At 43.1% G+C, this 13,108-nt stretch carries 11 protein-coding genes; 5 read left to right on the top strand and 6 right to left on the bottom strand.

All coding sequences use genetic code 11. From position 1 onward, the window contains the following. Position 1 precedes the first annotated feature (1 nt). Positions 2 to 1,084, bottom strand: coding sequence for an efflux RND transporter periplasmic adaptor subunit (locus OV592_RS16250; protein ID WP_406609294.1), 1,083 nt, complete (start codon positions 1,082 to 1,084; stop codon positions 2 to 4). A 101-nt stretch (positions 1,085 to 1,185) separates the two neighbouring features. Beyond that, positions 1,186 to 2,067, bottom strand: a complete 882-nt coding sequence (locus OV592_RS16245) for a LysR family transcriptional regulator (RefSeq protein WP_152779973.1) — start codon at positions 2,065 to 2,067, stop codon at positions 1,186 to 1,188. Between the two features lie 250 nt (positions 2,068 to 2,317). Between OV592_RS16245 and OV592_RS16240 the strand changes: the two genes are divergently transcribed. The 4 genes from OV592_RS16240 (at position 2,318) to OV592_RS16225 (ending at position 5,888) form a co-directional block, all read left to right on the top strand. Beyond that, positions 2,318 to 3,016, top strand: a complete 699-nt coding sequence (locus OV592_RS16240; protein ID WP_406609293.1) for a hypothetical protein — start codon at positions 2,318 to 2,320, stop codon at positions 3,014 to 3,016. A 355-nt stretch (positions 3,017 to 3,371) separates the two neighbouring features. Continuing rightward, positions 3,372 to 4,481, top strand: a complete 1,110-nt coding sequence (locus OV592_RS16235) for a hypothetical protein (RefSeq protein ID WP_406609292.1) — start codon at positions 3,372 to 3,374, stop codon at positions 4,479 to 4,481. Then, the gene (locus OV592_RS16230) at positions 4,471 to 5,025 is read left to right on the top strand and encodes a hypothetical protein (RefSeq protein ID WP_406609291.1); all 555 of its coding nucleotides are present in this window, start codon (positions 4,471 to 4,473) and stop codon (positions 5,023 to 5,025) included. Before OV592_RS16235 ends, OV592_RS16230 begins: the two co-directional genes overlap by 11 nt. 134 nt (positions 5,026 to 5,159) lie before the next feature. Further along, the gene (locus OV592_RS16225) at positions 5,160 to 5,888 is read left to right on the top strand and encodes a hypothetical protein (RefSeq protein ID WP_406609290.1); all 729 of its coding nucleotides are present in this window, start codon (positions 5,160 to 5,162) and stop codon (positions 5,886 to 5,888) included. Positions 5,889 to 6,033: 145 nt separating this feature from the next. Here the strand turns inward: OV592_RS16225 and OV592_RS16220 are convergent, their stop codons facing one another. The 4 genes from OV592_RS16220 to OV592_RS16205 form a co-directional block, all read right to left on the bottom strand. Next, entirely contained in the window at positions 6,034 to 7,224 is a 1,191-nt protein-coding gene (locus OV592_RS16220) for a hypothetical protein (protein WP_406609289.1), read from the bottom strand. After that, positions 7,224 to 8,042 (bottom strand): outer membrane lipoprotein-sorting protein, encoded by an 819-nt coding sequence (locus OV592_RS16215; protein WP_016400901.1) that lies wholly within the window; start codon positions 8,040 to 8,042, stop codon positions 7,224 to 7,226. Before OV592_RS16215 ends, OV592_RS16220 begins: the two co-directional genes overlap by 1 nt. Beyond that, on the bottom strand, positions 8,011 to 10,326 hold the full coding sequence (locus tag OV592_RS16210; protein ID WP_406609288.1) for an RND family transporter: 2,316 nt from the start codon (positions 10,324 to 10,326) through the stop codon (positions 8,011 to 8,013). The genes OV592_RS16215 and OV592_RS16210 overlap by 32 nt, the downstream gene beginning before the upstream one ends. Positions 10,327 to 10,561: 235 nt before the next feature. Next, positions 10,562 to 11,314 carry a TetR/AcrR family transcriptional regulator gene (locus tag OV592_RS16205; RefSeq protein ID WP_016400903.1) on the bottom strand — a complete coding sequence of 251 codons (753 nt, stop codon included), beginning with the start codon at positions 11,312 to 11,314 and terminating at the stop codon, positions 10,562 to 10,564. 425 nt (positions 11,315 to 11,739) lie between these two features. On the opposite strand from OV592_RS16205, the gene sstT reads away from it, so the two are divergent. Further along, on the top strand, positions 11,740 to 12,960 hold the full coding sequence (sstT, locus tag OV592_RS16200) for a serine/threonine transporter SstT (protein ID WP_016400904.1): 1,221 nt from the start codon (positions 11,740 to 11,742) through the stop codon (positions 12,958 to 12,960). The last annotated feature ends 148 nt before the right edge of the window (positions 12,961 to 13,108 follow it).

Here is a 13,108-nt window from a genome sequence, read left to right as displayed (position 1 = left end):
CTTAACCCTCCTTCGCGTCTAATAAATCACCTACTTGCTGTCCTTCGCTTAGGTAACGGCTACCAGCAACAATGATTTTGTCAGCTTCTTTAAAGTCGCCGCTTACGCATACTTGTTGCTGAGTTTGGTTTACGATTTCACTGGCTACGGCTTCAACCTTGTGATTGTGAACGCGGTAAACTTTGGCCTTTGCTCCCTCAAGAATTAAGGCTGAATGCGGCAAGCAGTAGCGAGCTTGTTCAGATTGCGAGAGCGCTAAGCTTAGTTGAACCGATTTGCCCGGATACACCTCATCGAGATTCTGCTCAAGCTTAAGTTTTACCGTATAGGTTTGCTTGATGAGATCTGGCACGGTGGCAATCTCACTCACCTTGGCGTTTATGCTATCGGTTTTCTCGTGCCAACTAACTTGCGCAGCTTGGCCAATGCTAAAGGCATTAATTTGATTCTCTGGCACTTCTATCACGGCTTCTAAGTGCTCGGGCTGGTGTAAGGTAAACACGCGTAGCGCAGGTACTGCTTGTTCGTGTTCTTCGGCGAAACGCTGAGCAATTACCCCATCAAAAGGTGCGCGTAATTCGGTATAACGCAGTGCATCTTTAGCGCGTTGAATATTCTGGTTCACTACTTCAACGCTGGCATCGGCGCGTTGTTTGCCGCTAAGTGCGCGGTTTAGGTTAACCGGTGCTATGGCGTTGTCTTGGCTGGCTTGCTCAACCCGTTGATATTCGTTGTGGGCGAGGGCTTGGGCCGATTCTGCTTCAAGTAGCTTGGCTTCTAGCTCAAGCAGGCTCACTTGGTAGTCGTGTGGGTCTAAGCGCGCAAGCACTTGCCCCTTGGTCACGCTTTGGCCATTGCTTACCAATATTTCTTGAATGGTGCCCGGAACACGAAAGGCCAGCTTAGAGCTGGTGCTCGATTGCAACACGCCGTTGTAATAGCTGTTATTAGCTTGGGTGGCGGCACTTAGGCTGACTACTTTTACAGGGCGCAGCTTTACATTGCTAATGTCTGCGGTTTGTTCGGTACTGCATGCGCTAAGCAAAGTAGCGCTTAGTGCTAATGCGAGATAGGAGTATTTCATTGCGTGCTCCGGTGGAAGGATTAATTGCACGCATGGTAAACAGTTTTATTAAGGCTATCTGCTAGCTAATCTGTTCTTATGTGTCACAAAAAACGTGACAATTACAAATACTCCGGTACACGAGAAGCAATATAATCCAACAGTAGCCGCGCCGTATGGGTTAAACCGTTACGGCTTGGGTAGACCATCCATGCGTCTTCAGAAGAAGAGACATGGTCTTTCATTAAATGGCATACCGTGCCTTTTTCTATCATCGGATAAGCCAAAATATAGGGCACTAAGGCTATGCCTAAACCCGCCTCTACGGCTTGGGCAATGTGGGCGTAGTTATTACTAATATGGTGATGGCTTACTTCGATTTCTTGATTGGTAAACTGCCAGCGATTCTCTAATTTTTGGCTATAGCTTCGATAAATAATGCAGCTATGTTGCAGTAAATCTTGCGGAGTAACAGGCACTGGGTTTTGTTCTAAATACTCAGGGCTGGCAATAATCACTTTGCTAAAACCACCTAGCTTTCTTGCGATAAAACTAGAGTCGTCTAACGAGCCTACATACATTGCCATATCTAGGCCATGCTCAAATAAGCCTTGGTAGCTTTCGTTAGAATAACGTGCCTCAACATTAATATCGGGATAGCGTTGTTTAAAGTTTTTTAGGATGTCGATCACATAGTGATCACTACCTACATTAACCCCCATTTTAACCAAACCACTCGGGCTAGCGGTGTGGCTATGCAAAGCGCTGTTTGCATCGTTAAGGCGGCGAATAATGTCTTGCATGCTTTCGTAGTATTGCTGGCCTTGAGTGGTAAGGTTTAGCTTACGCGTGGTGCGAACAAACAAACGGGTACTTAGGCTTTGTTCTAATTCGTTGATGCGTCGGCTTACATTAGCGCGAGGTAAATCGAGAGAGTGGGCCGCAGCACTAAAACTGCCCGATTCCACCACTTTTATGAATAAAGAAAGATCTTCTACTCGCATACGATATTGTCACCAAATTAGATACAAACTGAGCGAAGATTAACAGTATTGATGAGCAATTCAAGTTAAGTGCTTAGCGTTACACCCCTAATAACGGCGCAAACTGTATTGGCACTTTCTCACCTGTAAGACGAACTAACAGGTACTCATTTAGCAGCCTCCTTAGGCAAGGTTAAACTTGCGGCCATTATTTGCGGCTATGGAATGCCGCTCTTTTCTAAAGGGCATTTCATTATTAGCAGGTAAAAAAATGAAGAAGACAATATTAGCAATAAGCTTGGCGGCTATCTCATCTGGCGTAATGGCAGCGCAAACTGCCGAGGCAAAAGCCGACGTGAACTATGGCGATCCAACCGCCACCTTTAGCTCTTTAGGTATTTCTCGCAGCAACGAACGTACTCAGCTAAACGGCACCTATGGCTGGGGAGCGGGCAATATGATTTTTGCCGACCTAGGCGCTGCCGATAAAAAAGATCAACAAGGCAAAATCGATTTTGATTATCGCGTTCGTTACTTCAAAGTAAACGATGGTTTGGGTTACTCGGTTGATGTGGTGGGAGATCGAAATACCACTACTGCATTGGTAGGTGGTATGTATAAATTTGATATCACCAAGAACATCTCGCTGTTCCCCATGCTCTATGGTGGCTACATGAAAAGTAAGCTAGATATGCCAATTAAAGACAGTAGCGAAACCTTTAAAGACTCATCACTAGTACAAGGCGGCTTATACGCCATGTATGCCTTCGACGACGGCCATTGGCTTTACGCCAACCCCAAAGCCACTTACGTAAGCCGAGCCAAAGATTTTGTGCCGCAAATTGAAGTGGGTGGTGGATACATGATCAATAGCAATGTATCGGTAGGCTTTAAAATTGACCACACTGCCGAGAGTAAAATCTCGAAAAAAGACACCGTAGGCTGGCTGCAAGCCAGTGTCTACTTCTAGTGACAACTGCAGCGTAAACTCAGTAGGGCTTAGCTTTGCTGAGTTTAGGCCTTACATCTACATTTGGCTCGAGTACTGCGGTAGAAAGAGCGCTTAGCTAAAGGCATAAAAAGCAAGGTGATTGCTTCTTTTCACAACGGCTTGCACTATTACATAATGATATTTTTGTTAATTTTGGAGCTGGGCAACTGATGTAGCTTAGGAAAGGTGGTAGCCTTTGTATTATAAAATGCATGGAAAGAGGAAAAATTCCTTTTTTAAACAAGGGATTTTTCCTGTTAATAAGTTGTTAGGCAGCAAAGTAAGTGATGCAATATTCATAAAATTTAAAGTGTAAATATCGATAAGGGTAATCATGGATAAAGGTTCAATTAGTTTTTTTGAAGTTCAACAGTTCGGTTTTTATTCAACGAAAGAGCATAAAGCTGTTTACGAAGAAGGGACGATGGAATCGTTTATCGGTAGCTTTTGTGATTGGGTAAAAGGAAGAGATTTCAATCAGACAATCCCATGGGATACAAAAGCTCACCCCAAAAGAACACAGATCTATTGCAAGAGCATTTCACAAGATCCTATAACAAAAGACACCTTGCTCGTTTTATGGCGAAGGTTTGGAGATGATAGCGGTAAAGTCAGCGGTATCGCACCTGATGCCAAAGTTGGCTCAGATGCAAACGACTCTATTAAAATAGACCCTAAAGTTAAAGGACAAAGTGCTTTTTTAGGACAACCAATGTATTACTGGTTTATTCCTAGTAGAAATGTTATTGCAACAATCAATTTTTCTCATTCTTCAGCTATGACAAAAGATGTATGTGATTACATAAAAAGGTGTTTAGATTATAGAATTGATCACCCTAGAAAAAAGGTTAATGAAAGTGAAGGTGTAAATCCCAATACAAGTAAAGCCATTATTAGAAAATTCATAACCTATATGAGTCAAGATAGTAAAAGAGCAATGCGCTCAAAAATACATGTTAGTACCAAAGAGCTAAACTCTGATAAAGCTAATGCTGCTAGGCTAGCTCAGCGAATCAGTCACATCGTTGTTAGAGATACAATCTCTACACAAAAAAGTGATGATAAAGACTCATTTTTTAACCTTTGGTCAAAGGTTAAAGGTAAAAAAACATTCAGTAAGCACGTTGAAATTATAGAGGAAGCTACACTTTCAGAGTCTGAAGTGGCGGAGATAATTGAAGTACATAATAAAGAGTATAACCCTTTAGATAAGTGGAATAATGTTGGTTTTAGGGAGGCTGGTAATGACACCACTAGATGGTTCAATAAATATGTTAGTAGAGAACAGATTTTGTTAGAACCTCTTGCAGAAAATCACACATATTATGCTGCAGATATAATACTTAAAGAACTAACAAGGCTAAGAGAGGATTTACTTGTACAAATCCCAAGTGAAGAATCGAAAGACAAGGATAGTGATGTAGGAGAGGAAAATGCCGCTTAAGCCTCAAAATAAAGAGTTGTTGAAAGCACTATTCATTTTTCTTAAAAGTAGAATAACCTTACACTTTGTTTATATAGCAATCAGTCTCATTTTGGGATACCACTTGGTAAATATAGTATCCCTTGGAGATTTAAAGCCCATTATGGGAACACTGCAAAATATCGCTGCAGCTGTTTTCACACTTGCAGGTATTTGGATTGCTTATTCATATCCACAAGCTATTTCAGCGTACACTTCTCCTAGCACAGTTAGTATTATACCAACAGATGAGACCAAGAGAATTGAAAACCTTGTTTTAATAGTATTGACCTCGGCGTTTGTAATATCGTCCTTATTATTTATTAATATATTTCATTTGCTTATTTATAAAGCAACTATTAATCCTGAGGCTCGTAATTTCTTGAAGCTTCTTGGTATTTCATCTGTTTTCTACCTAGCATTTTTACAATTAAAGGCGATATTTATAGTTATGATAACTAATGTATCTTTTGTAAATGAATTGCATGATAAAAAAACAGAAAAAGATGCAAATGACGACCTGTAGAGGTTTGTTAAAAAGCTGCCTAACAAGTCATTTCAGCAGGACAAAAACAGCTGGTTTTTGCTCGTGCCTCGCTAATTTTAACCAGCTATTTTATTGCCTCTGAATGAGGCGTTAGAGCTTAGGAGACTTAATCTATGCTTCTCGAAGTAACACTAGCTATATTTTCTGCGGTTTCGGCTTTGCTTGGTGTCTTAACATTGAGTTCAAGCGATGATGGTAGTGAGTGGTGGAAGAGAACTGCTTCAATTGCAAAGCTTCTCGCGTTGAATAGTTTTATTGTTCTTTCCTTGGGAGTGGTGAAGATATACTTCGATAACATTCAAGATGGTATAAATGAAACGCAGTTATCTAGTTTGGAAAAAAGCCTAGAAAGCTCATTGTCTGAACAGCATGACCTAAAAAGTCAATTGGCCAATGCAGAGGTTAAGCTGAAAAATGCAATAGAAAAAGCAAATAAAAGAGAATTACAGTACCATCAATTGAAAGACCAACAACATAAAGATGGCTGGATTTCAGCCTTTAAAGCAGAAAGAGATATTAATTTTCGTGTACTAAAATTTCTTTCCTCTGAACTAAATAGCGATAATCAACTTAGTTTTCTGCATAGACCCTATTATTTAAAGATCAATTACCTTGGTAACTTGATAAAAACACCACATACGGACAATCAACAACAGTTACAAATGATGACCTTGCTGTATGAGGAGTTAAACGAGATAAATGCAAAAATAAAAGCTGGCAGCAATGCAGTCCAGCTTGGAAATCACGATCAGATGCTGAGTGGAATTTCACGTTTCTTTGGTGTAGAGGATAATGCAAAAAATGCTCTTACCTTATATCAAGAAATTTCAATACAGTTCTAACAAGCACATGTTGCTGGTCTGGTTTTCTGCTGCGCTTCAAACCAGCCGAAAATGCGGGTGTTACTTTTCAGATAGCTCCTTTACTCACTTCCAAAAAAAGCCCTCAACAACGAGGGCTTTTTTGCAACTCTTTCCTAGGTAGCTTTTAGAAAAAGTAGGCCATGTTTACTTGTACAAAGCTGTCTTTGCTAAAGGCGTAGGTTGGGTCGGCGAGGTCATCGGCGTCGATGTACCAAAGGTCTAGCTCGCCTTTCCAGTTTTCGCCAAAGCGGCGGCTGGCTTCTAGGGTGACGACGTTGGTGTTGTAGTCGAGGTCTATCGCGCCACCTAATAAAAACTCGGTACTTTGCGCGTCGTTTAATACTAAGCGAGCGCCTAGGTAGAGATCGTTTTGAAAGGTAGAGGTGGCCTCTTTGCCGTCACTATTCCAGTTGTACTCGGTGAGTAGCCCTAAATCGGCAATGCTGTCGAATAAACCCACTAGGGTATATTCGTAACCGCCCACAGCAGCGGTGTAACTGTTGCTGCTGGTATTGCGATATAAGCCTTCAAACTTCCATAACCAATCGCCAATGGTGGCTTGTAAATCTACGCCTAGTTGGTCCATTTGCTCATAGTAAGGGGTAAGTCTAGTGCCGTCGGCGCTAGCAATTAGCAGTGGGTCGCGATTGGTGCCACGAAAATAGGCGGTGCCTACATCCCAGTCGCCAAAGGTTTGCGCCCAGCGCAGGGCTAGATCAACATGTTTGTCTTTAGCGCCCGATTCATACTGAGCATTATCTTGATCTACCGGTAATGGTGGGCGAAAGCGGCCATCTACGCCGGCAAAGGTTCGCTCTCTAAAGCCCGGCAAAATGAATACATCCCAAATGCCGGAGTCTTGATAGGTATTAAAGTGCAGCATGGGTTGGCCAAGCTTTTCGTCGCCATCGGGCGATTCGATAAAGTCGGTTTGGTTTATCACATCTACCAAGTGTTGGGTTTCGGTTACGCCCCAAAACACTTTGGCTATGCCAATTTCCAGCTCGTATTCGTCGGCTAGGTGTAGCCATTTAAGCTCGCGAATGTCGGCGTGAGTGCGCTCGCTATCCATGGAGTCGGCCCGTGCAAAGGGCGTAAAGGTGATGCTGTCGATGCCATCGTTCCACTCCCAGTACAGCTCGGGCTCGGCACTTATCGAGCCTTGATGCTGCTGGTCTTGGCCCGGAAAAGCACCTTGCTCGAAAAAGCCACGATATTGCACAGCCACATTGCCGCGCAGCTCCATGGCTGCGCTGTTTGTGCTTAATAAGGCTAGGCTTAGCGCTGTTGCCAGCGCAGAGTTAGTCGCTCTCATTAGCGGGCTCGCTTAAGCTTGTTTTTATTGAAGTCTGATTCTTTTACGCCGGTTTTAAACTGATAGTTATTCCAGAACATTTCGGTTTTTTTATCGGTTTGGTGGTTCACCATCAGCATTTTAGAAGGACGCCAATGTTTGTCGGCATACACTTGGTAATCACTCATGGTGAGGGTTTTAAGTAGCTGCCCCTTGCGGTCGTAAAACTCTACTTTGTGTACACGGTAGGCTTCTTTGTCCATCCAGGTGATTTGCTTGGTATAACCTGAGTACTTATCTACCGGTACGTTTTGCACCACATAGCTGTCGAAGCCGGCAATGGTTTCGTCGCGCAAGTAGGTGTAAGTGTATTTTTCAACTTCAAATGAGCTTAGATCTTCAAAGGCAAACTCACTGCCCATGTAAGGGCCCGATTTGTTGCGAGAGCCAATGCGTTTTACCCGTTTTAAGGCGGGTAGGTATAACCATTGCTCGTCTGGCTCTAGGGCGTGAGAAAAGCTTAGAAAGGCAGTGCCTTTTACGTCGGCTGGGTGGTCAAACACACTTAAGGCTTTGTCGCCGTCGCCTTCTACTTCTAAAGACTGAATGCGAATCGAGCGGGTGCTTTTATCGCCTTGCGCGTTGTACAGCACCATTTCTGTATCGGCTTTCGAGTCAACCCAACCTAAATCAAAGGCTTTGCGTTCTTGCGCGATGCGTAAGCCTTTTTCTTCTGCGGTTTCTGCTAATGCTTGTTGGCTAAACAACAGGCTAATACAGATAACTGCGGCACGATTAAGCCACATACTAAGCGGTTTTTTGTTGAAGTGCTGCTGCATTTTCTGCTCCCTTTGCACGGTCAAAACTAATCAAGAGTAATGGTAGTAGTAAGAAATCGATGATTAAGGCTACGGCAATAATAATAGAAGTAAGTAGCCCCATATTGGAGTTAATAGTAAAGGTTGAACCAATTAATACTGAGAAGCCAACCACCAATACCGCGGTGGTAATAGCTAGAGCTTTGCCTACGGTGACAAAGGCGTAGCGCACTGCGTCTTCGGCAGATTTACCTTGCTTTCGGGCATATTGGTACTTGGTAAGGAAGTGCACGGTGTCGTCGACCACAATGCCTAAGGTAACGCTAATAACAATCGACAAACCAAGGTTTATGTTGCCATCAATTAGCGCCCAGATACCAAAGCCAATGCCTGCGGGGACTAAGTTGGGCAGTAAGCTAATAAAGGTGAGCCGCAGTGAACGTAGCGAAATACCAATTAACACCGAAATAAGCACCAGTGCCCAAAACGCGCCTTTTAATGCTTGCGGCATATTACGCTCGCCAATGTGGGCAAACATTAGGTTAGGGCTGGCGGCGATTACTCGATACTCGGGCGCATTTTGTTGCCACCATTCTAAGGAGCGTTGCTCTAGCGCTATCATGCCGATAGAGCCCATGTTTTTGGTGGTAATGGTTAAGCGTGTTGCCGATTTATCTACATTGATTTGGTTATTTAAGTCTAAGCCGTAGGGCAAACTCATTTCGTACATCAATAAATACTGGGCAGAGAGTTCGCGCTCTTCGGGCACTAGGTAATAGCTTGGGTCGTCGCCATGCATGTTTTTGTTTAAACGACGCATAATGTCGGAGATGCTATTTACGTTGTCGATCTCTGGCTGCTGGCGTAACCAAGCGCTAAAGTCGGCCACTTTTTGCATGTAGTGGGGCTGGTTAATACCACTGCTTTCGCCGCTTCTTATTTCATAAGAAATGGTGGTAATCCCGGATATATTTTCCTCCATAAAGTCTGTGGATTGACGAAAGTCCACCTGCTTGCTGAAGTACTCCGTAGCTACGTCGTTAAGTTGGTTGCGTGGGATCATGGCTAAGAAGCCAATAATCATGACTACCGTAACCGGCATTAACCACTTGCGAGAATCAATCACAAAGTTTGCTAAGCGGTCGTAGTTTGAACGGCTGCTAATGCTCGGTGTTTGTTTAATGGGCAGAATGTTTAGCAGAGCAGGCAAAATGGTAAGTGCATACACATAGGCCAACATTACACCCACTGCCACAATGGTACCTAAGGCTTGAAACGGTGGAGAATCTGAGAAGTTTAAGGTTAAGAAACCAATCGCAGTGGTGGCACTAGTAAGGAAGATAGCGCGGTTGTTTATTTTTAAACTAAAGGCGAGGGCTTCTTTTTTAGATTTACCTTGGCGCATTTCATAAAGCATTGAGGCGATAACGTGCACACAATCGGCCACTGCTAAGGTCATTACCATGGTGGGCACATTTACCGTAACGGTATTGAGTGCAAAACCCATCCAACCGGCCATGCCCATGGTGCTGGCAATAGTCACAACAATCACCACTAGGGTCGCTAGCATGCCTAATACCGAGCGCAGTAAAATGGCTAGCATCACTAAAATGAGCAAGAACATTAGCGGCACTAAAGTGGACATGTCTTTCTGGCTTTGTTCGATGAAGCTGTTGTTCATCATGATCATGCCAGAGAGCAAGATTTTGTGTTCTGGGTAGGCTTGCTGATACTTGGCTTGTAGCTCACGTACAAATTGCGAGGTTTTAGGTACCTCGGCCTGCATATCGTCTTCAGAGATGGTGATGGTTGCAGCCACTACTGCTACGCGACCATCTAGGCTAATTAAGCGATTTTCTAGCAGTTGTTCACTCAAGCTAACTTGCTCAATTTTAGATACTTTTTCTGCATCTAGCATATCTAGCTCTAGCAGTAAGTCTTCTACCCAAAGGTCATCTTCTACGGCTTCGGTATGTTGAAAGTTGGTGATGGAGTCGACCCGAGTAGAGTTGGGAATAAGCCAAGAGTCGTCGGTAAGCTCTTTAATGAGTGTAAGAGATTGCGGGTTGAATACATCGCCTTCGTTGGGAGAGATAACAAAGGTGACCGAATCGGTTTTATTAAACACCTTTTGCATGCTTTCGAATTCTTGCAGCTGAGGGTTATCCTCACCAAAGAAAATGCGGTAATCACCTACAAAGGTAAGAAAGCGTCCGCCAGAGCTCATTGCTACAACGGCTAACATTAATAACATGAGTGTTAGCCAAGGTCTGGCGATCACTTGATTAAAAAATTTCTTTTCCATAGCCTTGTCCTTTACCAATTGCACCATTCAATTGGTTTAGAGTGAATTATGACGATTTGTCTAAAATTGACGAATCGTCACTTCCTTTGCCTAAAAAACCGCAGTAATCGGCGGCTTTATTTGAATCTAAATGCGTGCGTTTATTATTCCACTTAACAACAGTAGAACAACTTGGCACTTTTACTCTTAGAACTTACAAATCTTTATTCGCTAATTGCTGGTTTGCGTAAAGCGCTTAATACAGCGTTTCGTTTTGCTCCAGCATGGCCAACTCTTTGGCATACAGCTCTTGGCCTATTCGCTGCCAAGTGGCTAAGTAATCTTGTTGATTAGACAAAGGTTTCCAATTTAACCCGTCACACAACAAATTTACGTTGTATAGCAATGCGTATTGGCTGTCGAAGCCAGCAGAGCAAAACTTGCTGGATTTATTTACCACTGCGCTGCTTAGCGCATTGGTGCCAAAGGCCATCGACCAAGCGGCAAATGTAGCGGCATTGGCATCTACATTTTGGCTGGCTGGTATTTCACCTAAAGCAACGGCCTCTTCAATCAACTTAACCGCAATACCGACAATTTTGTTTTCGTGTTCACTTACACTGGTACTGCGAATACTCGAGGTTTTCTCCATGATGTTAGGTGTTTTCATACTTAACACTACCATCGACAGAGTGGGGTAAAGACGATTAAACAAGCGATAGCCATAGGCCATTGCAATCATCTTCTCTCGAGTGCTACCAGCAAAATCATTAATCCGTTGGTATAGCTCTATTTGTAAACGCATAGAGCGGCAGCACAAGGCACACAATACATCTTCTTTACAGGCAAAGTGGTTATACACGGTGCCTTTTGAATACTGCGAACGTTGGGTGATTTTATCCATCGTAAGGCCAGCAAAGCCGGTTTCAGCCATCAGCTCCAATGCTATATCTAGCAGCAGCTCTTCGCGGTTGGCAATTTCTTGGGCTTTTCTGGTTTTGGTATTCATTTTTTCTCGTTATTGACACTTCGTCACAATGTGACGATTCGTCAAGTTATACGCCTTGATAATTAATTGTTCAAGTTTTATTTATGTTTGATGTTTTGCTTTTGGTGCTTAATTTAGTTTAAGCGCCTGTTTGTTTAGCCAATCACGACTTGCAAAATTGCAATAAAAACCTGAACAGCTGATCAAAGTGTAAGTAAATACTGAGCTTAAGGGCAAGTTGCAACACTAAGTTAGTTGAGCAATAGCTAAAAATGTTGGGCTTTTAGGTGTAAACCTTACTTGTATATTGCTTATACAATCTAGATGAGTGAAAAGTTTTTGCGATGTGTCAATTTAATGTGGTTATTGTCTGTGATTCTGGTGTTTCATCCTATAAGGTTACGCCTTCGCCAATTATATAGCTTCACGAAAGGACCATAAGAAGCATGAAACAACAATCAAACAACAGCATATTACAGTTTATTACCCAGGGCAGTTTAGTACTGCAGATCCTTATCGGTATTATTGCCGGTAGCATTTTAGCCGTTTTAGCACCTAGTGCGGCTACGTCTATTGGCATGTTAGGTAGCCTTTTTGTTGGCGCTTTAAAAGCCGTAGCGCCGGTATTGGTTTTTGTGTTGGTGGCGGCCTCGGTAGCTAGCCATAAACGTGGCCAAAATACTCAGCTTCGTCCGATTATCTATTTATATTTATTTGGTACTTTTGCCGCGTCGTTAACGGCGGTAGCCATGAGCTTTATGTTCCCTACCGAGTTAGTGCTGGTGAGCACAGAAACCTCGGCTAATCCTCCGCAAGGCATTGGCGAGGTATTACACACCTTACTATTTAAAATTGTCGATAACCCAATTAGTGCCATTATGAATGGCAACTACATTGGCATTTTAGCGTGGGCAATTGGTTTAGGTATTGCCATGCATAGCGCATCGGACACCACCAAAACCTTGTTTAATGACGTGGCTGCGGGTGTATCAAGCATTGTGCGCTTTGTTATTCGTTTAGCGCCAATTGGTATTTTTGGCTTGGTGGCAAACACCATTGCGCAAACCGGCTTCTCGGTATTGCTAGGCTACAGCCAGCTATTGTTGGTACTCATTGGCTCTATGTTATTGATTGCCTTAGTGATGAACCCGCTGCTAGTGTTCTACAAAATTCGTCGCAACCCATACCCATTAGTATTTAAGTGTTTACGTGAAAGTGGCGTAACTGCCTTCTTCACTCGTAGCTCTGCTGCGAACATTCCAGTAAACATGGATTTAGCCCAGCGCTTAAAGCTAGATGAAGATACTTACTCGGTGTCTATTCCACTAGGTGCCACCATTAACATGGCCGGTGCTGCAATTACCATTACCGTGTTATCGCTAGCGGCTGTGCATACCTTGGGTATTCAAGTAGATTTTGCTACTGCCTTGTTGCTGAGCGTAGTGGCAGCAGTGTCTGCTTGTGGTGCCTCGGGTGTTGCTGGTGGGTCGTTATTGCTTATTCCATTAGCGTGTAGCTTGTTTGGTGTGTCTAACGATGTGGCCATGCAAGTGGTTGCAGTAGGCTTTATTATCGGGGTATTGCAAGACTCTGCCGAAACCGCGCTAAACAGCTCTACCGATGTATTGTTTACTGCTGCTTGTTGTAAGGCTGCTGAAGAAAAGTAGTTATTCAACAATGAGTATTGATAAGCAGCGCTTAGGCGCTGCTTTTTTATTGGCAATTACCTTAAAATTTGAAAATTATTTAAACAACATCAATATATTGCAGTTCTTTTCTAATAAGCCGCGTGTTGCGCTTTAACTTTAAAATAAT

Origin of the sequence: Agarivorans sp. JK6, assembly GCF_045277145.1 — a bacterium.
Taxonomy (GTDB): domain Bacteria; phylum Pseudomonadota; class Gammaproteobacteria; order Enterobacterales; family Celerinatantimonadaceae; genus Agarivorans; species Agarivorans albus.
Note: the sequence above shows the minus strand (reverse complement) of the source record. Positions and strands in the feature narration are given on the sequence as shown.